The sequence below is a fragment of the Herbaspirillum sp. C7C8 genome (assembly GCF_022627875.1).
Lineage (GTDB): Bacteria > Pseudomonadota > Gammaproteobacteria > Burkholderiales > Burkholderiaceae_D > Herbaspirillum.
On record NZ_JABXGG010000001.1, the window covers coordinates 432,694 to 457,628 of the forward strand.

The following is a 24,935-nucleotide window of genomic DNA, read 5'->3' on the forward strand; positions in this document are numbered from 1 at the left end:
TTCTAGCCCCCAACTGCATTTCGATATGCCTTTAACTGCGCGTCGAATGATCCATATTTTTCTCCACGTCCAAATTCACAATGAGATATCCAAGTTTTTAGCGCACTGTCGTTTACCAACGCTATCGCAATCGCCACCAAGAAAGATGCAATCAGAAGTGGCCAAAAAATGGATCCGATGGCGTTGTAGGCTGCAATGGCAATTACGCTGCCGAGCGCACCGTTGGCCAGATACAGCCAACCAAGGAATTGCTTCTGTTCTCCAAAAGCAGCACGCGCGCTGAAAACAATATCGTAAGCACCAGCCAACACACCCGCAAACATCCCTATAAAGCGGGCCGCCTGAATACCCGCCCGAACCAACGTATCGCTGACCGCCCATTGCCTGAGGATGAACGCCCCCAGCGGATGTTCCCCCGATTTCTGCACACTGACCGCCAGCGCGATATCGGGAATGGCGATACCCTTGATGCTCCCTGCGGCGATGCGCCCCTCCCGTTCCAAGCTGGCGATGTCGAGTTCATAGGCAATCATGCGCCGCCCCATTGCCGAACTCCTGACTGCTCCCTTGGCCTGGTGATAGGCATCACTCCTGGTCTGCTGCCGATTCGTCTTAAGTTCGATGCCTTGGGCTTTAGCCTGTTCAATCGCCCAGCGCGACACATCAGCAGCACTCATGTTGCTGGCCTTGATCGTCACTCCCGCCAGCAGATGCACGTGGATCATCGCCAGAGAATGCGCCACGCCCCGGCTGGCGTCATTGAGACGCTTGCCGATCACATTGGCCGTCGTCAGTGCAAGGCGGTCGATCAGCTGCGGTGCGTAAGGGGTCACGTCAAGCCGGGCTACGGCCCCCTTGTAGAGATTGAGGATATTTTCGAACTGGATATCGCTGCCCTTGAGTTGCGGCTCGGTGGCTGCAACCGGCCGCAAGGCCCGGAACGCACAGTTCGCTCAGGTCATTGACGAGGCCCACCGGATCATTGATGGCGACCACGTAACCCTTGTGATGCGGGGCCTGGGCGGCCATGATGTCGGCCATCTTGCCAGCCCATGCGTGACGCTTGTTCTCCTCTGCCGGCGGCGTGTTGCTGAACGAAAAGGCCCGCGCCATCTCGCCCGTATCAGCGGCAAAATGAGCCACCTGTTCCTTGCAGGCGTTGAACTCTCCCGCATGCGGTGCCGTACCAGCCAGCATGGCCGCCACATCGATGCACTGCATGTGCTTCCTGCGCCAGCCCGTTTCGCTGACTTTCTTTTGCAAAGCCTTGGTCCAAGCCGTATTGGACCAGCCTATCCATAGCCGGGTAGCAGGATCGTGGGGCGTATGGGCGATGTCGACGCAATAAGCCCGTACGATTTCTCCGGGGTCCACGCAGGAGAAGGGTATGCGCCCGGGATGGGGAGGGTTGTATTCGAGCGGAAAATTCCACAGATGCCCGGTAGGCATCACGACGCAGGCCTTGAGCCGTGCGCGACACTCGTCGTAGGCATAGAGATAGCCGGGCCTTAAAGCCCGCAAGGTATAACGTGCTTCGCCGATCTGCCGGGGCGCGCCTTCGATTCTGAAATTGCCGGAAATCGCAGGCACAGCCTGCGCGCCATACGGACTGGCCACGGCATAGCGGACCGGATAGATCAGCAAGCCTTTTTTGTCGCAATAACTGCATGTCAACATCGCTGCGTTCCTGTTGAATCATCAGTCCCTCCGGCACTTGACCAGTACAGGCTGAAAAGAAAAACGCAGATGTTTGCATGACGACATGCTCACGTCTGTTGAAATACTACGAGAAATCCCAAGCATTTAGGGCCTGTTCACATTAAATCTGCGCATCTCGCAAATTTAATGTGAACAGGCCCTAATGTTGAGCACACGCAGTCGACCAATATGCTCAGAAGAAAAAAACCCGGACGCTCTTGGACGCCCGGGCATCAAACCGCGGCAGGTCGGCTTCCACGCCCGCCTGTCCGTGGTCAACAAACAAATGTCACACCCGGCGGCTCACCCCGCACAGCGCAGCGACAGGCCACCATCGACGATCATGTCCAGCCCCGTGATGTAGCGCGCGTTGTCGGAAGCGAGGAACAGCGCGGCATGCGCCACATCCCAGGCATCCCCCATGAAGCCCATCGGACACTGTGCATTGCGCCTGGCGCGCATCTCTTCGACATCGCCGCCATAGGAGGCCTTGAGCGGTTCGCGGATCATGGGCGTATCCATCATGCCGGGCAGCACGCAATTGGCGCGGATGCCCATGGGCGCATACTGCATCGCCACGTTCTTGGTGAAGGCGAGGATGGCCGCCTTGGTCGCGGTATAACCCAGGTAGGGAAAACCGATCCAGCGCAAGGCCGCCAGCGACGAGATATTGACGATGGCCCCCTTGCCCTGCCGCTCCATGATCGGCAGCACATGCTTGTGCGTCAGGAACAGGCTGGTCTGGTTGACCGCCACCAGCCGGTTCCAGCTCTCTTCACTGGTTTCCACCGGGCCGCCCACCTCGGCGATGCCCACATTGTTGTGCAGCACGTCGACCCGACCGAAATGATCCATGGCCGCCTCCGCCATGGCCTTCACATCAGCACTGCGCGAGACATCGGCGGCCAGCACTTCACACTCGCCCCCCTCGCTTCGGATGATGTCCTGCGTCTGCATGGCGGCCTCGATGCTGCGGTCCACCGCCAGCACCCGCCCGCCCTCGCGCGCATACAGCACGGCGGCAGCCTTGCCATTGCCCCAGCCCGCGCCGACCGAACCGGCGCCGGTGACGATGATGGCCTTGCCTTGCATGAGCTTGTCCATGCACGTCCCCTCAGATTTCCAGTACGCCGCCGGCGACGAAGCCCCCATCGACCGGTATCACGTGGCCGGTGATATAGGCTGATTCTTCAGCGGCCAGATAACAGACGGCCGAGGCGATCTCATCGGTGGTGCCATAACGGCGCATGGGGACCAGGCGATAGTAGCTCTGGCGCGTCTGCTCCGAGTGCATGGCCTGGGTCATGGGCGTATCGACCGGACCGGGCGCAACGCTGTTGACGGTGATGCCGTATTGCGCCAGCTCGATGGCCATCTGGCGCGTCAGTCCGATGACGGCGGCCTTGGAGGTGCCATAGGCGGTGCGCCCGGCGCCCGCACGAATGCCCGAGATGGACGAGATATTGACGATGCGTCCCCATCCTTGCCTGAGCATCAGACGCGCCGCCTGCTGGCCTGCCAGCAGCACGCCGGTGACGTTGACGTTCATGGTCTGCAACCAGTTTTCCAGCGGATAGTCGAGGAAGGAATAGGTGCGTGCCACGCCGGCATTGTTGACCAGCACGTCGCAGCGCCCATAGTCCTTCTCGATGTGGGCGAAGGCCTGCGCAATCGACTCGGGGCTGCCGAGATCCATTTGCAGCGGGGCCGCCCGATGGCCGGCGGCCACCAGTGCGTCGGCGGTCTGGGTGGCCGCCTCCAGGTTGATGTCAGCGACCAGGACGATGTGCCCTTTGGCCGCGAGTTGTTGCGAAATGCTGGCGCCGATGCCCATGGCTCCGCCCGTCACGAGCGCCACGCGGGCGCCGCTCTCATTGCGATTCATATTGTCTCCGTGGATTGGGACGGCCCCGCAAGGAGGTGGGGCCGCCGTTTTTAATTAGGGCAGGTCAATCATGGAAGCTTCCCGATCGCTCGCACGACTGGTGAGGGGATCAGAGGAAACCGATGGAAATCCAGGGCACGAAGGCCACCACCAGAAGCGCCACCACCAGCGCGGCCAGATAGCCCCAGACCCGGTTGAAGACGCCGTCCGGCGACACCTTGCCGATGGCGCAGGCGGCATAGAAGCCCACACCGAAGGGCGGTGCGAACAGGCCGATGCCCATGGACAGGATCACCACCATCGCGTAGTGCACGTCATGCACCCCCAGCGAACGTGCCACCGGGAACAGCAGCGGCCCGAACAGCACGATGGCGGGAATGCCTTCCAGCAAACTGCCCAGCACGATGAAGATGACGATGGTGATCAAGAGGAACCCGACCCCGCCTCCCGGCACGCCCTGCATCAGACCCACCAGCTTGGCCGAGAAGCCCGACTGCGTGAGCGCCCAGGCCATCGCGGTGGCCATGCCGATGATGAGCAGGATCGCACCCGACAAGGCGGCGGACTCGACCAGCATCGGATAGAGACGCCTGAAGTTCAGGTGCTTCATGAACAGGTGCATGATCAGCCCGACCACTACCGTATAGGCCACGCCGATGGTGGCCACTTCGGTGGCCGTGGCGACCCCCTCGATGACGGCCACGCGGATCAGCATGGGCAGCGCCAGCGCCGGCAGCGCGGTGATCAGGGTCTTGAGGATGAGCGAGACCGGGGCGCGCTTGACATCCGGCATCGGCTCGCGGCGCGCACGCATCCAGCACACCACGGCGATGGCGATGGTGGCGATGGCCGCCGGCATGAGGCCACCGATGAACAGTGCCGTGATCGATACGCTGCAGACAGCGCCGATGGTGATCAACACCAGGCTGGGCGGAATGGTCTCGGTCATGGCGCCGGAGGACGAGAGCAGTGCCACCAGTTCTTCCGGCTTGGAGCCGCGCTTCTTCATCTCGGGGAACAGCGCCGGAGCAATGGCCGCCATGTCCGCCGCCTTGGAACCGGAAATGCCGGAGACCAGGAACATCGCGCCCAGCAGCACGTATTGCAGACCGCCGCGCACGTGGCCCAGCAGCGCGGCCATGAAGTCGATCAGGGTCTTGGCCAGGCCCGACATTTCCAGCAACGACCCGAGCAGCACGAACAGCGGCACCGACAACAGGATCAGGCTGGACATGCCTTCGTCCATGCGGCTGACCACGATCATCAGCGGTGCCGTCGTGGCCAGCGCCAGGTACGCCATGGTGGCCGTGCCGAAGGCAAAGGCAATGGGGATGCCGCCGGCCACGCATACACCAATGAGCAACACGAAGAACACGATCAGGTTGTAATTGCCCATGCCCAGCAGCATGGGCTTGGCCAGCCACAGTGCGCCACCGATCACGGCCACCACGGCCAGCGCCGACAGCAGCAGGCGCATCGTGGTCATGGCCGCCATGCGCGAGACCGCCGCCAGCAGCATCAGGATGGCGCCAACCGGCAAGGCTGCCGCGCGCAGGCCGTCGGGAATTTCCAGGGCCGGTGTGGTGATGGGCATCTGTTCCACCGCGTGGTCCACGGCGGGATGGATCACCATCAGCACGAAGATGCAGACCACCAGCGCGGCCACCGTTTCCAGCCAGATGCGGCCCTTCTCGGAACATTTGTTGATGATGGCGGTGAGTCGCATGTGCTCGCCGCGATCCAGCGCCAGCACCGCGCCCAGCATCGACAACCAGATGAAGAGAATCGAGGCCAGTTCATCGGACCATACCAGGGGATCATGCAGGGCATAGCGGTAGATCACGCCCGTGAGCAGCACCACGGTCTCGGCCAGCACCAGGGCCGCCGCCACCGCGCCGACCACGTGCATCACCATGCGATTGAATGCGACCAGGGCGCGCGCTGCCGGGTTCATGTTGACCGGGGCGCGGTAAGTCATTGCAGCTTCCATCATCAAGCTCCAGCGAAATGGATTCAGGGCGACAGGGACAGCATCGGCGATGCCGCCCCCATCGCACCGGGGCTCATGCCTTCACGAGCCCCGGCGAACGGGCCATTCAGGCCAGCTTGCCGGTGTACTTCTCCAGCAGGGCCCAGGGCTCGTCGCCGAACTTCTTCTTCCACTCGGCATAGAAGCCGGCCGCGCGCAGCTTGGCGCGGAAGGAATCGGCATCGGCATTGTTGAAGGCCAGGCCTTTGCCCTTCATTTCGTCGACCAGCGAATCATTGAGCTTGCGCACGTCGACGCGCTGGTTCATGCCGGCTTCGTTGATGACGCGCGCCATCATCTCCTGCAGATCCTTGGGCAGACGTTCGAAGGATTTCTTGTTGCCCAGGAACCAGAAGCCATCCCACATGTGGTTGGTGATGGAGCAGTACTTCTGTACTTCGTAGAGCTTGGCGGTGGAGATGATGGCCATGGGGTTTTCCTGGCCTTCCACGATCTTGGTCTGCAGGGCCGAATAGACTTCGGCGAAGTTGATCGAGGTCGGCGCCGCATCGAAGGCCTTGAACATCGAGGTCCACAGCGGGCTCGGCGGTACCCGCAGCTTCATGCCCTTGAGGTCGTCGGCGGTCTTGATGGGCTTGGTGCTGTTGGTGATCTGGCGATAGCCGTTGTCCCAGATCTTCTCGAAGGCGAACAGCGTGGAGCGGGCTTCGATCTGCTTGCGTACGTGTGCGCCCAGTTCGCCATCCATGGCGGGCCAGACCTGGCTGTAATCCTTGAAGGCAAAACCGATGCCGGAAATCTGCGCAGCAGGCACCAGCGTACCCAGGATCAACGGCGAGAGCGTGAAGAAGTCAATGGCACCGGCACGCACCTGCGAGAGCATGTCGGTGTCGGTACCCAGCTGGTTGTTGGGGTAGAGCTGCAGTTCGATGCGGCCCTTGGATTGTTCCGCGATGGCGGCGGCCATTTCCTTGGCGCGCGCATTCATCGGGTGAGTGACCGGCAGATTGTTGGCGTACTTGAAGGTGAACTCGGCCGCATGGGCCGACGTCGATACCAGGCCGGTAGCGGCAGCCGCCGAAGCGACCGAGGCGGTCTTCAAAAAATGGCGGCGCGTGAACTTGCCAGTGGATTGTTCCATCTGCTTGTCTCCTGTTTGTCTGTTTGTAATTTTGAACATTGCTGAATCCGGCACGACCACACAGGGCCGCCAGATCGGGCGTGCAGCTCCCTGTGCCGGGTGGTCAACACTGCCTGTGCAGCGATAGAGCAAGTTGGATGCCAAGCCCCCCGATGCTCCCGCGGCGGCGTGGCAGTGTCCCCTCCTCATCGGCACTGCGCCTGTATTCTCTGCGATAAGGGCGGCCCAGTACAAGCACGCAATCACGCTGGTCGACATTTATTTGTACGCATCCTTGCTGCGACACCTGTCGCAGGACTGTCGCTACAGTGTCGCAACCGTCGACACCTGTGCATGCTGCCCACCGGCAACAAACGCTTCTGCCTGGCTGCTGCAGCGCAATGATTTACGTTAACGTAAAGTACGTGCTATCTTCATGCGGTCGGTGGAGGCTGCCCTGTCCGCTCCGGTTTTTCCCGCTTGTCGGGAATGACAGGGAGGGCCTGACGGACACCTCAGCCCCCATCAACATCAACAACAAAGCGAGACCCGGCGCGGCTTTGCGCCGGACCGCCCAGGAGACGGGCAAGATGCAGGCCGGCGCATGGCAGCGGTTTGGCCGGCAACGGTTGCGCGATGCCCCGGCCAGGGATGCTCGACACCGGCTGCATGCGGTGAGGCGAGCGGTCCTGCGCGTGGCACCGATTTTGCATATTGCCCCTGTGTGTAACAACGGAGCGCCCCTGCTCCATCGACCCCGTCCAAGACGGAAACAAGGACACCCCATGACTGTTTCTGCATCCTCACCCTGCATCACCGGCTGGAACCATTCGCAATTCGGCAAGCTCGACGGCATCGATCCGGAAGTGCTGATCGGCCAGGTCGCCAAGGCCGCCATCGAGCACGCGGGACTGCAACCGGAAGACATCGATTCGATCCACTTCGGCACCTTCAATGCCGGTTTCCTGTACCAGGACTTTCCTTCCTCGCTGGTCATGAACACGCTGCCGCAACTGCGCTTCAAGCCGGCCACGCGCCTGGAGAATGCCTGCGCCACCGGATCGGCGGCCATCCATTCGGGCCTGCAGGCGATCAAGGCCGGGCAATCGAAGCACGTGCTGGTGATCGGCTTCGAGAAGATGACCGAGCTGGCCACACCGCAGGTGGGCGAGGTGCTGCTCAAGGCCTGCTACGCCAAGGAAGAAGCGGGCATCCCGGGCGGTTTTGCGGGCGTCTTCGGCAAGATCGCGCAGAGCTACTTTGACCGCTTCGGCGACCAATCCGACGCGCTGGCGCAGATCGCGGCCAAGAATCACAAGAACGGCATGGTCAATCCCTACGCCCACATGCGCAAGGATTTCGGCTTCGAGTTCTGCCGCACGGTCTCCGAGAAAAATCCCTTCGTGGCCGGACCGCTCAAGCGCACCGACTGCTCGCTCATTTCCGATGGTGCCGCCGCCCTGGTCATCAGCGCCGCCGATGTGGCCAGGTCCATGCCGCGTGCCGTGCAGTTCCGGGCAGCGGTGCATGTCAATGATTTCCTGCCGCTGTCGCGTCGCGACCCGACCCGCTTCGAAGCGGCCGAGCTGGCCTGGAAAAAAGCGCTGGGTGAGGCCAGCCTGAGCCTCAATGATCTGTCGCTGGTGGAAACGCACGACTGCTTCACCGTGGCCGAGTTGCTGGAATACGAAGCCATGGGCCTGGCCCCGCACGGCCAGGGCGCGCGCGTGATTGCCGAAGGCATCACCGCCAAGGACGGCAAGCTGCCGGTCAATCCCTCGGGCGGGCTGAAGTCCAAGGGCCATCCGGTCGGTGCTACCGGGGTGTCGATGCACGTGATGGCAGCCATGCAGGCGTCCCATGATGCGGGCGACATGCAGATTGCCAATGCGCGCTATGCCGGTGTGTTCAACATGGGCGGTGCGGCCGTGGCCAACTATGTAAGCATTCTGGAGCGTGTGAACTAAAAGCGCATGTGATGCGTCGGCGCGCCGTCCAGCCGTGAGCTGGCGGCGCGCCACATGAAGTAATGTGCAAAAAAACGAGAACAAGACAGCACGCCAATTTCCTTTAGAAAAATCGGGACGAGTGAGACGATGTTAAGCAAAGTGATGAACCTGGGCCGCCTGCTCTCGGATGTGGCGCGCCGCTTTCCGGAAGAGCCGGGACTGATCCTGGCACAAGGCGCCGCCGATGGCAGTGACCGCCTGATCTGCTGGCGCGAGATCAATGCCCGCGTCGATGCGCTGGCGCACGCCCTCACCCGTCGTGGCGTCAAGAAGGGCGACAAGATGCTGGTCCACTCACGCAACAACCAGCAGATCTTCGAGAGTGCCTGGGCCGCCTTCAAGATGGGCGTGGTCTGGGTGCCGACCAATTTCCGCATCACGCCGCCCGAGGCCGCTTATCTGGGCCAGTCCAGCGGCGCCTGCGTGATGCTGTATGACCGTGGTTTCGCGCAGTATGTCGACGCGGTGAAATCCGCCTCGCCGGCACTCGAACACGTGGTGGCCCTGGCCGACGCGCGGCCGGGCGAACTCGATTACGAAGCGCTGGTGGCCGATGGCAGCGGCGAGTCCTTCCCCGAGGCCGAAGTCGATTACGACGATCCGCTGTGGTTCTTCTACACCTCCGGCACCACGGGTCATCCCAAGGCGGGGATGCTCTCGCATGGCCAGATGGCCTTCGTGGTCACCAATCACCTGGCCGACCTGATGCCGGGCCTCACGCATCAATCGCGCTCGCTGGTGGTGGCACCGCTGTCGCACGGCGCAGGCGTGCATGCAGTGGTCAATACCGCACGCGGTGCGGCCAGCATCCTGCTTTCGTCCGAACGGCTGGTGGTCGAGGAAGCCTGGCAGCTGGTGGAGAAATACCAGGTGGACAATCTCTTCACGGTGCCCACCATCGTCAAGATCCTAGTCGAGGATGAGTCCGTCGACCGCTACGACCACAGCTCGCTGAAACACGTCATCTATGCCGGCGCGCCCATGTATCGCGCCGACCAGGTCCACGCATTGAAGAAGCTGGGCAAGGTGCTGGTGCAGTATTACGGCCTGGGCGAAGTGACCGGCAACATCACCTTCCTGCCGCCTTACCTTCACTTCGAGGATGACGCCCATCCGCAGGCGCGCGTAGGGACCTGCGGCATGCCGCGCACCGGCATGCAGATCGCCATCCTCAATGACGACGGCCAGGAACTGGCCCCCTTCGAGACCGGCGAAATCTGCGTGCGCGGACCGGCCGTCTTCATGGGCTATCACAACAATCCCGAGGCCAATGCCAAGGCCTTCAAGCATGACTGGTTCCATACCGGCGACCTCGGGCATGTGGATCGGGATGGCTTCCTCTACATCACCGGACGTTCATCGGACATGTACATCTCGGGCGGCTCCAACGTCTATCCGCGCGAGATCGAGGAAGCGCTGCTGACGCACCCGGCGGTCTCCGAAGTGGCCGTGCTGGGCGTGCCCGATCCCAAGTGGGGCGAAAGCGGGCTGGCGGTGATCGTCTGCAAGGCAGGTCAGCAGGTCGATGGCGAAGCCTTGCTGGCGCATCTGGAGACGCGCATCGGCAAGTACAAGTGGCCACGCCGTTTCGTCTACTGGGACAGCATGCCCAAGTCGGGCTACGGCAAGATCGTCAAGAAACAGATCAAGGCGCTGCTGGAAGAGCAGGGCGACTACCGTCTATGAAACTCTCCAGCAAACCTGGCGAGACCACGGCCAGCGCCGGTTTCCTGGCGGTGCGCAAATTCCTTCATGCAGGCCAGCCGAGCTATCCGCGCACGCTGGACCTGGAGGCCGACCCCGCCGAGGAACTTCGTATCACCCTGCAACCCGGCACCCCGGTCGGCCCGGCCTTGCGCCGCGTGCTGGCACGCTATGGCCAGCGCGGCGGCGTCGGGCGGCTGTGCGGCGGGACCGCGCGACGCCTGCATTACCACCGCATCGAACAGACCGGCGACGCCAGCCGGCCTTATGACTATGGACCACCGCATGTATTGGAAGGCGTCATCAGCTTCGTGACCGGCGCCATCACCATCGGCCAGAACGCCGACGGAAAAGTTTTACTGCATTGCCACTCAGGTTTCATCGATGGCGATGGTACGCTGCATGGCGGCCATCTGCTGCTCGACACGGTGGAGGTGGGCGACGATCCGCTCATCCTGCGCCTGTGCCTGTTTTCCCGCAGCGCCTTCGTCGTCAACAGCGATGAAGAGACGCACTTCAGTCTATTGCATCCGACACCCATGGAATGATGATGACGCTCCCCGCCCATGACAGCGACTCCCTTGACGACCACATCCACGTAGAACAGGGCCAGCTCGGCAAGCTGGTGATGGCCCGCCTCAAACCCAACCAGGACCTCACCGAAAGCGTGGAAGCGCTGTGCCGCCAGCATGGCATGGACAAGGCCATCGTGCGGGGAGCCATCGGCAGCCTCATCGATGCCCATCTGCAATACGCCACGCCGACCGGTCTGCGCGAGATGGAGATCAACGGGCCGGGGGTGGAAATCCTCAATGTGTTCGGTGAAATCGGATTTGCCGATGGACCTGCCAGCGCGCATCCGCTGCAAGGCGTGGTGGCCGATACGGAGGGGCGCATCTTTGCCGGTCGCTTCGTGCGCGGTGCCAATCTCTCTTTCATCACCATCGAGATCACCTTGCAGGAATGGATTGCGGTCAAGCAATCCGAAGCGCTGCCGGCCTGAATCACTTTCCTTGCTCCCATGAAAAATGCCGCCCGGCTCATCACCTGGCGGCATTGTTCAAACCTTGAGCTAATCAGGCTTCCGTATGCAGCGTGGCTTCGGCTTCCTGTTCGATCTCGACTTCGGCGCGGGCCGCTTCTTCTTCGCTGAGCAGACCGCCTTCCCACTTGGCCACTACGGCCGAGGCAATCGAGTTGCCCACCGCATTGGTGGCCGAACGGCCCATGTCGAGGAAGGTATCGATGCCCAGGATCACCAAGAGGCCCGCTTCCGGAATGTTGAACTGGTGCAGGGTCGCGGCAATCACCACCAGCGAGGCGCGCGGCACACCGGCGATGCCCTTGGAGGTCAGCATCAGCACCAGCATCATGGTGATCTGGGTGGAGATGGGCATGTGGATGCCATAGGCCTGGGCGATGAAGAGCGTGGCGAAGGTGCAGTAGATCATCGAACCATCGAGGTTGAAGGAATACCCCATCGGCATGACGAAGCTGGAAATCTTGCGCTTGACGCCGAAGCGATCCAGCGCATCCAGCAGCTTGGGATAGGCGGCTTCCGAGCTGGCGGTGGCAAAGGCCAGCAGGAAGGCTTCCTTGATCAGGGCCAGCAGATGGAAGATGCGCTTCTTCAGGAACACGAAGCCCACCGCAATGAGCAGCAACCACAGCAGCACCAGCGAGAAATAGAAGTCACGCATGAAGACCGCGAAACTGACCAGGATGTCGAGACCATTGACGGCAACCGTTGCCGCCATGGCGGCAAACACGGCCACGGGTGCGAACTTCATGACGTAGACCGTGATCTTGAGCATGGTGTGCGAGAGGTCGTCGATGACGGCCAGCAGGTGCTTGCCACGCTCCCCCAGGGCCGCCAGGGCGATGCCGAAGAACATCGAGAACACCACCACCTGCAGGATTTCGTTCTGCGCCATGGCTTCCACAATCGACTTGGGTACCAGGTGGTTGAAGAATTCCTTGACCGTGAACTTGCCGGTGGCCAGGCCCGCACCGGCAGCATCCGGCGAAGGCAGCGCCACGCCGGCACCCGGTTGCAGCAGGTTGGCCATGATCATGCCCAGCGCCAGCGAGACCAGCGAGGCGATGAAGAACCAGGCCAGCGACTTGCCGAAGATGCGGCCCACCGACTTGGCATCCCCCATATGGGCGATGCCCACCACCAGGGTCGAGAACACCAGCGGTGCAATGACCATCTTGATGAGGCGCAGGAACAGGTCCGAGGCAATCGAGACGTAGCCGGCCAACTCCTTGGCCTCATCCTTGCCGTAGTGATTGAAAATCAGATAGCCGACCAGGATGCCCAGCAGCATGGCGGCAAAAATGTAGGCGGCTTGTGGAATGCGTTTGTTCATGTGTTCTCCTGCCCTCGCTCGCCACCGGCACCAGGTACCGGTGAGAGGACGATGATGTATGGCTTGCGGGCGGCGCCGGCCGGTGCGGTGACAGGGGCGCCATGCTTTTGGATGGTCAGGAAGCGTCAGTTTCTGATGAGAAACCCTGACCGTTTTTTCCCGCCGTGCGGAAAAAAGGACGAAGCTTATTGACTTATGCCCCTTGCCGTCAAGCCGCATCGAATAAATAGGGTCAAAATGCCTCGGGGGTGATCAAAAAGCCCACAAACAGGCACAAAAAAACCCCGCAAAGCGGGGCTGGTGTTGTGTTGCGGGAAACTTCACGCGGACCGGACGAGTGTCAGCGCATCGTCAGGAAGGTGCTTGCAGGGCGGCGTCGAGCAATTCGATCCAGTGTCGCACCGGGGTCTCGGTACCGGATTGCAGGTGCGTGACACAACCGATGTTGCCGGTGACGATCATGTCCGGATCGGTGGCCTGCAGCTTGCTGATCTTGTTGTCGCGCAGACGATAGGACAGCTCCGGTTGCAATACCGAATAAGTCCCCGCCGAACCGCAGCAGAGATGGCTGTCGGCACACAGTTGTACATCCACGCCGGCCGCGCGCAGGATGCCTTCGACCTTGCCGCGGATCTTCTGGCCATGCTGCAGGGTGCAGGGCGGGTGATAGGCCACGCGCTTGCCGTTGAAATCCTTGAGCCGGTGCTGCAGCTGCGTCTCGAACTCGGGCAGGATCTCGCTGATGTCGCGCGTCATGTGGGAGATGCGGCGCGCCTTCTCGGCGTAATCCGGATCATGCTGCAGCAGGTGGCCGTATTCCTTGACGGTTGCACCGCAACCCGAGGCATTCATGACGATGGTATCGGCACGGATACCATCGCGGCCTTCGATGTAGGGCCACCAGGCGTCGATATTGCGGCGCATGTCGTCCAGGCCGCCATCCTGGTCATTGAGGTGATAACGGATGGCACCGCAGCAGCCGGCCTTGGGCGGCGAGAACAATTGCACGCCCAGAGCATCGAGCACCCGTGCGGTGGCGCTGTTGATGTTGGGGGCCATCGACGGCTGCACGCAACCTTCAAGCAGCAGCATCTGGCGCGCATGGGTGCGCGTGGGCCAGGTTCCGGCCTCCTGAGGCAGCGGCACCTTGTTCTGCAGCAGCTTGGGCAGCAGCGGGCGCACCATCTGCCCCGCCTTCATGGCCGGACGGAAGATCCACTTGCGCGGCACCAGTTCCTTCAGGGCGGTGCGCAAGACACGCTCGCCGAAGGGACGCTGCACCTGCTCTTCCACCACCTTGCGGCCGATGTCGACCAGTCGTCCGTACTGCACCCCGGACGGGCAAGTCGATTCGCAGTTGCGGCAGGTCAGGCAACGGTCCAGGTGCGATTGCGTGGCGGCCGTGGCGGGCTTGCCTTCGAGCACCTGCTTGATGAGATAGATGCGGCCGCGTGGCCCGTCCAGTTCATCGCCCAGCAATTGATAGGTGGGACAAGTGGCGGTACAGAAACCGCAATGCACGCAGGAACGCAGGATGCTGTCGGCTTCCTCGCCGGCCTGGGTGTTGCGGATGAAATCAGCCAAGTTGGTCTGCATGATGATCGCTTGGAAAAGAGGCGCTTACAGGCTGGCGTACAGGCGGCCGGGATTGAAGATGCTCTGCGGGTCGAATTGCTGCTTGAGACGGCGATGGATCATTTCCACCGCGGGCTGCAAGGGATGGAAGACACCGATGCCCTTGTCACCGCCGCGATGCAGGCTGGCGTGACCACCGACGGCCAGTGCGGCGGCACGGATGGCGACGGCATCCACATTGGATTCCGGACGCAGCCAGCGCTGTGCCCCGCCCCACTCGATCAGCTGGCGGCCCGGCAGGTCGATGGGCGGGGCCACCGACGGCACGGACAGACGCCACAGCGGGGCTTGCAGGTCGGCGAAGAAGGGATGCGTCTGCTCGCGCAGGTCGGTCCAGTAATCTTCCGGATTGCTTAATTCGGTGCCACCCATCTTTTTGATTGCTGAATCCACGGCGGCCTGTGCGCCCGACAAACGGATGGTGAGCACATTGTTGACCCAGGCGCTGGCTACCAGCGGCAGGGGTTGTCCTGCGCTCTGGTTCAGCAGGCGCAGCGCGCCCTCCTGGTTGATCTCGAAGACGCGGGTGCTGCTGGCAATCGGTCGCGGCAATACTTTCAGCGAGACCTGCAGGATCAGGCCCAGCGTGCCCAGCGAACCGGCCAGCAGGCGCGAGATGTCGTAACCGGCGACGTTCTTCATGACCTGTCCGCCAAAGTGCAGTTGCTCGCCCTGCGCATCCATCAGCACGGCGCCCAGCACGAAATCACGCACGGCGCCGGCACTGGCGCGCGAGGGACCGGACAGACCCGCAGCCACCATGCCGCCGACGGTGGCCGCGCCGCCGAAGCGCGGCGGCTCCCAGGCCAGCATCTGATTGTGCTCGGCCAGGGCGGCATCGATCTCGGCCAGCGATGTCCCGCAGCGGGCGGTGATGACCAGCTCGGTCGGCTCGTAGTCGATGATGCCGCGGTAGGCGCGCGTGTCGAGCACGTCACCGGTGGGCTCTTGTCCGTACCAGTCCTTGGTGCCGCCACCACGGATCTGCAGAGGGCGACCGGAGAGGATGCGTTCGCGGAAGGAGGCCAGCACGGCCTCCATGTCTTGTTGTGCTTGCATGGTCAGAATCTCGGCAGATCGGGGAAGCGCAGCTGGCCGCGCTGCACGTGCATCTTGCCGTACTCGGCACAGCGATGCAGGGTGGGAATGGCTTTGTCCGGATTGAGCAGGAAGGCCGGGTCGAAGGCACGCTTCAACTTGAAGAAGGCCTCGCGCTCGGCGGGAGAAAACTGTACGCACATGGAGTTGATCTTCTCGATGCCCACGCCGTGTTCGCCGGTGATGGTGCCGCCCACTTCCACGCACAGCTCCAGGATCTCGGCGCCGAACAGTTCGGCACGGTGGAATTCGTCGGCGATGTTGGCATCGAAGAGGATCAGCGGATGCAGGTTGCCATCGCCCGCATGGAACACGTTGGCGCAGCGCAGGCCGTATTTCTTTTCCATCTCGGCGATGCCCAGCAACACCTGCGCCAGCTTCTTGCGCGGGATGGTGCCATCCATGCAGTAGTAGTCGGGCGAGATGCGGCCCGCCGCCGGGAAGGCATTCTTGCGGCCGGACCAGAAGCGCAGGCGCTCGGCTTCCGACTGCGAACAGGCAATCGCCGTCGCGCCGCTGGCGTTGAGCACGTCGGTCATGCGGCCGATTTCTTCTTCCACTTCTTCCACGGTGCCGTCGGATTCGCACAGCAGGATGGCTTCGGCATCGATGTCATAGCCGGCTTTCACGAACGGCTCGACCATGCGCGAGCTGGTCTTGTCCATCATCTCCAGACCGGCGGGGATGATGCCGGCGGCGATCACGTTGGCCACCGCATTGCCGCCTTTGACCACGTCGTCGAAGGAGGCCATGATCACGCGCGCCGCCTGCGGCTTGGGCACCAGCTTGACGGTCACTTCGGTGACCACGCCCAGCATGCCTTCGGAACCGATGAAGACGGCCAGCAGGTCCAGGCCCGGGGCATCCAAGGCGCCGCTGCCCAGTTCCACCACGTCGCCCTCGATGGTGACCATGCGTACGCGCAGCACGTTATGCACCGTCAGGCCGTATTTCAGGCAGTGCACGCCGCCCGAATTCTCCGCCACGTTGCCGCCGATGGAACAGGCGATCTGCGAGGACGGATCCGGCGCGTAATACAGGCCGTGCGGGGCCGCCGCTTCGGAGATGGCCAGGTTGCGCACGCCGGGCTGGACCACGGCGGTGCGCGAGTACTTGTCCATCTTGAGGATCTGGTTGAATTTTGCAGTGGAGACCACCACGCCATCGGCAATGGGCATGGCCCCACCAGAGAGGCCGGTACCGGCGCCGCGCGGCACGATCTGCACCTGCAGTTGGTGGCAGGTCTTCATGATGGCGACGACCTGCGCCTCGTTCTCGGGCAGCACCACCACCATGGGCAGCTGGCGATAGGCGGCCAGGCCGTCGCATTCGTAGGGGCGGGTATCTTCCTCGTCGAACAGCACGCAGTGCGCGGGGACGACCCGGCGTAGCGCATCGACGACTTCGCGCTGGCGGGCCGGCGCGAAGGACGGTTGGGCGGGAGCATTCATGCTGGACCTCGGCGGTAAGCTAGGCAGGCGTGCGGCGCTGGATGTCCCTCTTCTTGCATCCGGTGCTGCGGCTCACGCTGTCTCGTTTGTTGTCGACCCGCATGGGGCGGGCTTTTTCAGTCCGACAAGTGTAACGAATTTTGCCGCTCTGCACGGTCCCCTGTTGTCTGACGGCCCACTGAAAAGAATTTCCGGCCGCCGTGAATTATTTTCAGGGCGGCCGGACCAGAGAGAGGTGATGCAAAGGCGAGTCAGATGTTGCGGAAGGCGTTCTGGATCCAGCTGATGAAGGTATCGACCTCGGGCCGCTCGCGCACGGCGCGTTCGTAGACCACGTAATACGCATGCGGCGGGGTGCGCAGGCGCACGTCGAACAGTTCCACGATCTCGCCCCGGGCCAGCAGTTCTTCGGCGAAATGCTGGCGCGTGAGGCCGATGCCGTAGCCATGGCGCACGGCTTCCAGCAACAGGCCCAGGTCATCCACGCGCAACCCCGCCGAGGGTTCCACCCAGTCTTTCAGACCGGCCGCCTCGAACCAGGGCTGCCAGGGTTCCAGTGCCGAACGCAGCAGGGTCGCATGCTGCAAGTCGGCGGGCGATTTCATCGGCGGCAGGGTCTTCAGGTAGCCGGGGCTGGCCACGGCAAAGGCAGGTTCTTCGAACAGCTTCTCGGTGATGATGTTGGGATAGTTGCCGGCCCCGAAACGGATCTCGACGTCACTCTCCGACAGCGACAGGTCATACAGCGGCACCGACAGGTAAAGCTCGACCACGATCTCCGGATGACGCTGGGTGAAGTCGGCAATGCGCGGCATGAGCAGGTGGCGCGCGAAGGTGGGCGGCAGCATCACCTTGATCTTGGGCTGCACGGCGGCATTGCGATGGGGCATCGGGAAATCGGTCAGCGTACGCAAGGCGCTGCGGACCACGTCCAGATAGCGCCGACCGAATTCGGACAGCCCGATGGAGCGTCCATCGCGATAGAACAGGCGCTCGCCGACGAATTCTTCCAGCAGACGGATCCGGTGCGACAGCGCCGAGGGGGTAATGCACAACTCCTCGGCGGCAATCGCGAAGGAGTTGTGGCGGGCTGCGGCCTCGAAGGCGGACAGGGCATGGACGGGGGGGAGGCGGGTAGCCATGGATGGTGGATTCCTGCAGCGGTTCAAGCAAAACTGATGAAAACTAACATTGCGTTACCGAAAAACTAAAAGGCCAAGAGCATGAAACCAGGTTTTTCTTCCCTGGCCTGGCTGACACATCGACCTCACTGCTCCCAGCGCAGGATCTTGCCGGGGTTCATGATGTTCTTCGGATCGAGCGCATGCTTGATGGCGCGCATGACGGCAATGGCGCCGTCGCCATGCTCCTGGATCAGGAAGTCCATCTTGTGCAGGCCCACGCCGTGTTCTCCGGTGCAGGTGCCATCCATGTCGAGGGCACGCGCCACCATGCGGGCGTTGACGCCTTCGGCGCGGGCGATGTCGGCGGGGTCATTCGGATCCACCATCATCTGCACGTGGAAATTGCCATCGCCGACATGGCCGATGATGGCGTGGATCAGGCCCTGCTCTTCGCAATCGGCCTTGGTGGCCAGCACGCATTCGGCCAGGCGCGAGATTGGTACGCAGCAGTCGGTAGAAATCGCGCGCGCCCCCGGACGCAATTGCAGCAGCGCGAAGTAGGCGTTGTGACGGGCGGTCCACAGGCGTGTGCGGTCTTCGGGACGGGTCGCCCATTCGAAGCCGAGGGCATGAAATTCGCGGGCGATGTCCTGGACCAGTTCGGCCTGTTCCTTGACACCATTGTCGCTGCCATGGAATTCAAACAGCAGCAGCGGATTGACCGGCAGGTTCAGCTTGTCGTGGGCATTGATGGCGCGTACGCCGTTTTCATCGAGCAGCTCCACGCGCGCCAAGGGCACGCCCATCTGGATGGTCTGGATGACGGTGTTGACGGCGTCGGCCACGCTGGGGAAAGAACAGATCGCCGCCGAAATGGCCTCGGGCTGGGGATACAGACGCACGGTCACTTCGGTGATGATGCCCAGCGTGCCTTCGCTGCCGACATAGATGCGGGTCAGGTCGTAGCCGGCCGAGGACTTCTTGGCGCGGGTACCGGTCTTGATGATCTCGCCCTGGGCGGTCACCACCGTCAGGGTCAGGGTGTTTTCCTTCATCGTGCCGTAGCGCACGGCATTGGTGCCCGATGCGCGGGTGGAAGCCATGCCGCCCAGCGAGGCATCGGCACCGGGGTCGATGGGGAAGAACAGTCCCGTATCCTTGATCTCCTGGTTCAACTGCTTGCGGGTGACACCGGCCTGGACGGTGGCGGTCAGGTCTTCGGCATTGACGGCCAGGACCTGGTTCATCTGCGACAGGTCCACCGTCACGCCGCCCTGCAGGGCCAGCACGTGGCCCTCCAGCGAGGTGCCGGCACCGTAGGGGATGATGGGAGTGTCGTACTGGCTGCAGAGCTTGACGAAGGCGGCGACTTCCTCGGTGCTGTGGGCGAAGACCACGGCATCGGGCAGCATGGGATCGTAAGAGGATTCATCGCGACCGTGGTGCTCGCGCATGGCCAGGGTGGTGGAGCAGCGCTCGCCGAAGAGGGCCTTGAGCTCGTCGAGCAGGGCCTGGGGCACGGGGCGTTTCAGTTTCCGGGCGTCAACTAGGTGATTCATGCAGGTTCTCTCAGGGGTCTGGTGTCTCGGTTCTTGTTATGGTCTTGTGCGGGAAGGATGCAGGGGCCGGTGAAGCGGCATCGCTCGCCGCTCCAGTGGACTGACCACTGATCCAATCGGTGAATTTTACTCTCTTGCGGGCGCGAATTTGCGCAAATGTCGGCGCCCAAGCCGCGCAGTCAGACAAATCAAGTGAATTGTTTACGCAATTTTTCCAGCAGGCGCGGCGCGCCTCGCAAGGTGTGGGAAACACTTGCCTTGGCCCTTGCTTGCGCTTAAGCTGCCCGGCGAATCAACAAGGAGCATGATGGGTAACCGACTTTCCAAGATCGCCACCCGCACGGGCGACGATGGCAGCACCGGCCTGGGCGATGGCAGTCGCGTGGGCAAGGACAGCCTGCGCATCCAGGCACTGGGTGATGTGGATGAATTGAATTCGCAGCTGGGCCTGCTGCTGTGCGAGACGCTGCCGGCTACGCTGCGGGAGGAACTGGTCTCGATCCAGCACGACCTGTTCGACCTGGGCGGAGAGCTCTGCATTCCCGGTTATACGGTGCTGGCCGATGCGCACCTGGCGCGGCTGGATGCGCTGCTGGAGAAATACAACGCCACCCTGCCCCCGCTGAAGGAATTCATCCTGCCGGGCGGCTCACGCACGGCGGCGCTGGCACATGTATGCCGCACTGTGTGCCGCCGCGCCGAGCGCAGCGTGGTGATGCTGGAAAAATCGGAGGCGGGGGTGAATGCCCCGGCACGGCAGTATCTGAATCGTCTCTCCGACCTGTGCTTCGTACTGGCGCGCGTGCTCAATCGCGAAGCGGGCGGACAGGACGTGTTGTGGGAGAAGGGGCGGGAGCGCTGAGCGCACTCCCGCTGCGAGGCGAGGACGAAGGCTACTGCGACGCGTCGGTCGGTTTGCTGCGCGCCAGACGCCAGGCGATCCCGCCCAGGGTGGCAACGGCGAGGATCAAGGTCATCCAGAGCACGATGTGGCGGGTACTGGCCGCAATGCGCGGCTCCTTTTCCTGCGTCATCGGCAGCCGTGCACCCAGCGTGGCGATGCCCGTCTCGGGATGCGTGCCCATCAGCAATTCCCCGGTCGGCTGCGCCACCGCCGTGAGCGCGGCATTGCCCGCGCCGATCCTGAACGGCGCTGATCCCCGTGCTACGAAGGTCAGCTGCGCCGGGCGCCAGCCCAGGCTCACCTGAGGCAAGCCACTGCCGAGGCCGCCGTTGCGCATGTCCACCAAGATGCGCCAGTCACGCGCGGACGTGGCCTCGAATTGCAACGGTGCCGAGCGCTCCTCTCCTGACTTTCCTTGCAAGCGGAACGCGGTTCCCGTGGCGATGCCGCGCCAGGCTGCCTTGGCATCATCGCGGCTCTGCAAGCTGACCTTGGCGATGGTATTGGGCTGCGGCAAATCGATGCGCAGGCTTTCTACCGGATAGACGCCGCCACTGGCGAACACATATTCTCCCGCCTGGCTGCCGGCTCGGACCTGCGCTGCGGCCTGCCAGCGCAAGGGGGTGGCGCCGCTCCCGGCGACTGGCTCCGCCAGCAGGGTCTCGGATGCGATCTCGGCGATTTCGGGCATGCCATCGGGCCAGCTCAGCCGCAGGTAGCGTTGTCGCAATCCTTCCAGCGCCACGCGCTCCTGGCGCAACTGCTTGTCGTTCGCGGAGGCGTTGAGCAGCTCGGCTTCCCCCACGGCGTGCCACTGCGTCAGGTCCGCGCTGCTTTCCACCCGGACGCGGCCCTGATATTGCGCCCCACGCAGATGAATACGCAAGGCGCTGACGGCTGCCTCCCGGCCCAGATCGACCAGGACGGTATCGTCAGAGGCGCGCGACGCGGCGGGCGCACCAAGCTCGGCGCGCAAGCTGCCATCGGCCCCCAGCAAGACCCCCAGCCGGCCCTGGCCAGCCGTCCTGGCCGCCGTGGGCACGGCAAACCAGTTCACCGGCGCCAGCACCGCGCGCTGGATCGGGGCGGGAACGCTGGCCGCCTCCAGCGAGAACGGTACCTGCTCTCCGGCCCCGTTGAGGATGCGTACATCACCCAGGTCGCTGCGCTGGCTGGCCGCATAAATCTCCGGCGGCAAGCGCATGCGGTAATACGGACCGGTGCCGCTCACGGTGAGCCCATACCATTGCGTCACGACCGGCGGCGGCGCCTCACCGGCCTGCGCCACCAACGCCACCAGGCTGGCGCAGAAACCCATCATCATCCGCTTCATGGCTTGACCTCCTCTGGCGTAGCCTGCCTGGGTGGCAAGGGCGAGAAATACCCCACCAGCAACAGCAGCACCCCGACCCCGATGAAGGCCACAATCCGTTCCAGGCCCTGGATGCGCGAGAGGTCGAACAGGAACAGCTTGATCACCGTCCCCCCCAGCAGGGCGCCACCGGCGAACCACAGCATGCGCATGCCGCCGCGCGTGGCAATGACCTGCATGGTGAGCGCGCACAAAGCCCAGAACACCGTCAACGCGGCCTGGGCCAGCGCGGAATGCGAAATGTCGGCCAGCGTGTACGGCAGCCCGGTCCAGTGATGCAGGGTGCGCAGCAGCAGCGCGTTGAACCACAGGAACACCGTGGCGAATGCCAGATAATTCATTTCCACCGGCGGTTCACTCACCTTCAGTTGGCGCAAACGCCCTATCCATGCGGCCACTGCGACAAAGGCCAGTAATTGCGCTACGTCCAGGGGGTTGAGCAGGGGCAGCCAGAACAGTGGTGTGGCGTCGCCCTCGCTGGCGGCACTGCCGATGCTCCAGACCCACAACAGCAGCGCCAGTGGTGCTGCGCCCCAGACCTGGTAAGGCCAGGCATGCGCGGCCACCGGCCAGCGCAGCCGGGAACCCAGGGTAGCCACCGCCAGCAGGCACAGTCCCAGTCCATAGGCCCAGGCGCTCCAGCTCCACGCGCCTTCGGGGACGAATTGGCGCAGGCGCCAGTAGCCCTCGAAGGCCAGCAAGGCACACAACATCCAGAAACTGAGCAGGTGCTGCAGGGCATGGGGCGACCAGCGTGACGTCTCTTCGCGCTCTTGCCCCTTCTCCAGGCGCCACAGGATGGCGTAGGTCGACACCACGGCCAGCGGCCAGGCCAACCATCCCCAAGCGGTCAGCGGCGCCGCAGATGTGAGGAACAGGCCCAGTGTCAGCAGAGCCAGCAGCGGTGCCAACGCCTGCTCGACGCATCGGGCCAGCGGCCAGGCCAGCAGGCAACGTGCAGCATGTGCCAGCCAGGCCGTGAGAATGGCCCACAGCACCAACGTCGGCAGGATGAAGGACACCGCCTCGGGGTAAGCCAGCGGGGCGGCGTGGGACTGGATCTCCCGCACTCCGGCAGCCGCCCACCAGCACAGGCCCCAGAGCGCAGCGGCCAGTCCCGCTTCGGGCAGCCAGACGTGCCAGCGTCCCGCATCGCTGCGCACCTGCAACCACCATCCGATGAAGAGCCCCGCCAGCGCGATCATCAGCATGGACAGGAAGCCGGCATTGGCCACGGGCAGCGCCGAGATGCCGACCGGCTCGCCCCAGGAAGCCAGGAAGGCCACTGCCGCCGCACCCTGCATCAGCAAGCCGGACAGCAGTGCCAGCAGCCGGCGCTGGCGCACCGACATCCAGACCAGGGCGGCTCCCTCGATCGCCCAGGCGGCACCGGTGGTCTGCCCGGAGAATGCGAAGGGCAGCGCCAGGGTGGCAAAGATGGCACCGAGCGCGAGCATGGCATCGAACAGCAAGCCCAGCCGCTGCCGCCAGCGCATCAGTCCCGCTGCGACCAGCAGATAGAAAGCCGACAAGGCCACGGCGCTCCAGGCCAGGCCGAAAGGCATGGACTTGACCATTGCCGCCTGCAGCGCCGTGGCGGCAATGGGCGTACCGAACACCAGCGTCCCATCCACATAATGCTGTACGACGCACTCGCGGCGCAGGGCATACAGGAGAGATATCCCGACATACATGAGCAGGAACAGCACCAGGAAGGCTTCGGTGCTGGCGAAATGCTCCGGAGCATAGGCGGTCGCGCCCCAGATCGAACCGATCACGAAGGTGAAGGAAAATCCCAGCAGGTTGAGCGCGCGCCAGGCCTTGAACCAGGCGATGGCAAAGATGCCGGCGTTGAGCAAGGCGTAATAGCTGAACAGTGCGACATGGCTGCCGCCGCCGCTACTGACCAGCACCGGCGCCAGAAAGCCGCCCGCGCTGCCCATGAAGGCCAGGGTAGCCGCATCCTGCCGGATCGCCAGAAAGGCGCTCAGGGCGCAGATCACCACCATCAGAGGCAAGGCCATGCCGGGGGCAATGAGCGCATACAGTTTGACTGCCGCAAAGACCGTGAGATACAGCACCCCCACCCCGCCGCCTTGCAGCAGGAGTCCGTACACGGTGCGACGCTCACGCAGGCGCCAGCCCAGCCCCAGCAGAACGGCTGCGCCCAGGGCGGTCCCGGCCAGACGCAATTCGATGGGCAGCAGGCTGTTGCTGGCAGCGTACTTGAGCAGGAAGGCGACGCCGAAGAACAGCACGATGATCCCCACGCGGACCACTGTATTGCCGCCCAGCAGCCAGTCCCGCGCTGCATGGAAAGCACGCTCCAGCAGGTCCGGTGCGGCAGGCATGGCAGGCGGCACCTCAGCTTTGCGCTGGGCAGTCGTGCTCGCCTGGACCGCAGGTGGATGCTCGGGTTGCGCAAGGGACGGGACGATGGCCGGGTCAGGCGCTGGTGCAAGCGATTCGGACACGGAGGACGCAGTGAGAGCGACAGGCTTGCTGTCGGCACGACGGGGCCGGACGTCTTCAGGGAGATCCGCCGCGATGGGCGGTTCAGGTTGTGGCAGGTAATGAGGGGATTCCCGGCGTAGCCGCTCCACCTCTTCACTGAGCATGTTCACCCGGTCTTCCAGCTGTCTCACGCGTGCGGCCAGCGAGGCCGTCGGTGCCGTCCCGGTGAAGGCGGCCGGCGGCGCCTCTTCCTCGACCGGTGCAAACAGCACGTTGCCGAGCCAGAATCCCAGCCCCGCTACCAGGATCATCGTGGGGCCGATGGACCAATCACCGGCCAAGGCCAGCACGATGCCCGCTATACCGCCGACTATCGTCAACACCCATCTCATGGGCCTCTCCTCATTTGAATTCTTGCAGGAAGATTTCAGGAGCGAGCGCGCACAGCCGCCGGTCACCCCTTCACGAAAAATATTTCCACAAGGAAATTATTTGAATGAACGAGGTCTTTGACCGGTGCGGCTACAGGATGTTCAACCGATGAGAAAATGCGCCGCATC

19 protein-coding genes are annotated in these 24,935 nt (G+C 63.2%); 5 read left to right on the forward strand and 14 right to left on the reverse strand.

Annotation, left to right across the window (positions count from 1 at the left end; genetic code table 11):
• Positions 1 to 2: 2 nt before the first annotated feature.
• From HWE01_RS01950 to HWE01_RS01975, 6 genes are all read right to left on the reverse strand, one after another.
• Positions 3 to 932, reverse strand: a complete 930-nt coding sequence (locus HWE01_RS01950; RefSeq protein WP_241820962.1) for a hypothetical protein — start codon at positions 930 to 932, stop codon at positions 3 to 5.
• On the reverse strand, positions 835 to 1,644 hold the full coding sequence (locus HWE01_RS01955; RefSeq protein WP_241820963.1) for a T6SS effector BTH_I2691 family protein: 810 nt from the start codon (positions 1,642 to 1,644) through the stop codon (positions 835 to 837). The genes HWE01_RS01950 and HWE01_RS01955 overlap by 98 nt, the downstream gene beginning before the upstream one ends.
• Before the next feature lie 357 nt (positions 1,645 to 2,001).
• Positions 2,002 to 2,802 (reverse strand): SDR family NAD(P)-dependent oxidoreductase, encoded by an 801-nt coding sequence (locus tag HWE01_RS01960; RefSeq protein WP_241820964.1) that lies wholly within the window; start codon positions 2,800 to 2,802, stop codon positions 2,002 to 2,004.
• 10 nt (positions 2,803 to 2,812) lie between these two features.
• Positions 2,813 to 3,583 carry an SDR family NAD(P)-dependent oxidoreductase gene (locus HWE01_RS01965; RefSeq protein ID WP_008331842.1) on the reverse strand — a complete coding sequence of 257 codons (771 nt, stop codon included), beginning with the start codon at positions 3,581 to 3,583 and terminating at the stop codon, positions 2,813 to 2,815.
• A gap of 109 nt (positions 3,584 to 3,692) precedes the next feature.
• Positions 3,693 to 5,576 carry a TRAP transporter large permease gene (locus tag HWE01_RS01970; protein WP_008331844.1) on the reverse strand — a complete coding sequence of 628 codons (1,884 nt, stop codon included), beginning with the start codon at positions 5,574 to 5,576 and terminating at the stop codon, positions 3,693 to 3,695.
• A gap of 103 nt (positions 5,577 to 5,679) precedes the next feature.
• A complete protein-coding gene (locus HWE01_RS01975; protein WP_034350964.1) occupies positions 5,680 to 6,714 on the reverse strand; it encodes a TRAP transporter substrate-binding protein in 1,035 nt (344 codons plus the stop codon).
• Positions 6,715 to 7,478: 764 nt separating this feature from the next.
• Here HWE01_RS01975 and HWE01_RS01980 point away from each other — a divergent pair.
• The 4 genes from HWE01_RS01980 to HWE01_RS01995 all read left to right on the forward strand — a co-directional run bounded on the left by HWE01_RS01980 (position 7,479) and on the right by HWE01_RS01995 (position 11,409).
• Positions 7,479 to 8,660, forward strand: coding sequence for an acetyl-CoA acetyltransferase (locus tag HWE01_RS01980; RefSeq protein WP_008331847.1), 1,182 nt, complete (start codon positions 7,479 to 7,481; stop codon positions 8,658 to 8,660).
• Positions 8,661 to 8,771: 111 nt separating this feature from the next.
• Positions 8,772 to 10,388, forward strand: a complete 1,617-nt coding sequence (locus HWE01_RS01985; RefSeq protein WP_349640991.1) for an acyl-CoA synthetase — start codon at positions 8,772 to 8,774, stop codon at positions 10,386 to 10,388.
• The gene (locus tag HWE01_RS01990) at positions 10,385 to 10,954 is read left to right on the forward strand and encodes a PPC domain-containing DNA-binding protein (RefSeq protein ID WP_008331849.1); all 570 of its coding nucleotides are present in this window, start codon (positions 10,385 to 10,387) and stop codon (positions 10,952 to 10,954) included. The genes HWE01_RS01985 and HWE01_RS01990 overlap by 4 nt, the downstream gene beginning before the upstream one ends.
• Before the next feature lie 2 nt (positions 10,955 to 10,956).
• A complete protein-coding gene (locus HWE01_RS01995) occupies positions 10,957 to 11,409 on the forward strand; it encodes a PPC domain-containing DNA-binding protein (protein ID WP_008331850.1) in 453 nt (150 codons plus the stop codon).
• A gap of 73 nt (positions 11,410 to 11,482) precedes the next feature.
• On the opposite strand, the gene HWE01_RS02000 is transcribed toward HWE01_RS01995, so the two are convergent.
• From HWE01_RS02000 to HWE01_RS02025, 6 genes are all read right to left on the reverse strand, one after another.
• Complete coding sequence (locus tag HWE01_RS02000; protein ID WP_008331851.1) at positions 11,483 to 12,778, reverse strand: dicarboxylate/amino acid:cation symporter; 1,296 nt, start codon at positions 12,776 to 12,778, stop codon at positions 11,483 to 11,485.
• A gap of 351 nt (positions 12,779 to 13,129) precedes the next feature.
• Positions 13,130 to 14,374, reverse strand: coding sequence for a glycolate oxidase subunit GlcF (glcF, locus tag HWE01_RS02005; RefSeq protein ID WP_241820966.1), 1,245 nt, complete (start codon positions 14,372 to 14,374; stop codon positions 13,130 to 13,132).
• Between the two features lie 24 nt (positions 14,375 to 14,398).
• Positions 14,399 to 15,472: a glycolate oxidase subunit GlcE gene (glcE, locus tag HWE01_RS02010; RefSeq protein ID WP_241820967.1), complete on the reverse strand. Its 1,074-nt coding sequence runs from the start codon at positions 15,470 to 15,472 to the stop codon at positions 14,399 to 14,401.
• Positions 15,473 to 15,474: 2 nt separating this feature from the next.
• Positions 15,475 to 16,962, reverse strand: coding sequence for an FAD-linked oxidase C-terminal domain-containing protein (locus HWE01_RS02015; RefSeq protein ID WP_241820968.1), 1,488 nt, complete (start codon positions 16,960 to 16,962; stop codon positions 15,475 to 15,477).
• A gap of 251 nt (positions 16,963 to 17,213) precedes the next feature.
• Positions 17,214 to 18,104 (reverse strand): LysR substrate-binding domain-containing protein, encoded by an 891-nt coding sequence (locus tag HWE01_RS02020; RefSeq protein ID WP_008331861.1) that lies wholly within the window; start codon positions 18,102 to 18,104, stop codon positions 17,214 to 17,216.
• 125 nt (positions 18,105 to 18,229) lie between these two features.
• Positions 18,230 to 19,645 (reverse strand): FAD-binding oxidoreductase, encoded by a 1,416-nt coding sequence (locus HWE01_RS02025; RefSeq protein ID WP_241820969.1) that lies wholly within the window; start codon positions 19,643 to 19,645, stop codon positions 18,230 to 18,232.
• 307 nt (positions 19,646 to 19,952) lie between these two features.
• On the opposite strand from HWE01_RS02025, the gene HWE01_RS02030 reads away from it, so the two are divergent.
• Positions 19,953 to 20,507 carry a cob(I)yrinic acid a,c-diamide adenosyltransferase gene (locus tag HWE01_RS02030; RefSeq protein WP_175344687.1) on the forward strand — a complete coding sequence of 185 codons (555 nt, stop codon included), beginning with the start codon at positions 19,953 to 19,955 and terminating at the stop codon, positions 20,505 to 20,507.
• Between the two features lie 31 nt (positions 20,508 to 20,538).
• On the opposite strand, the gene HWE01_RS02035 is transcribed toward HWE01_RS02030, so the two are convergent.
• Both HWE01_RS02035 and HWE01_RS02040 read right to left on the reverse strand, forming a co-directional pair.
• A complete protein-coding gene (locus HWE01_RS02035; protein WP_241820970.1) occupies positions 20,539 to 21,882 on the reverse strand; it encodes a DUF3999 domain-containing protein in 1,344 nt (447 codons plus the stop codon).
• Positions 21,879 to 24,767 carry a DUF2339 domain-containing protein gene (locus HWE01_RS02040; RefSeq protein WP_241820971.1) on the reverse strand — a complete coding sequence of 963 codons (2,889 nt, stop codon included), beginning with the start codon at positions 24,765 to 24,767 and terminating at the stop codon, positions 21,879 to 21,881. Before HWE01_RS02040 ends, HWE01_RS02035 begins: the two co-directional genes overlap by 4 nt.
• Positions 24,768 to 24,935: the final 168 nt, after the last annotated feature.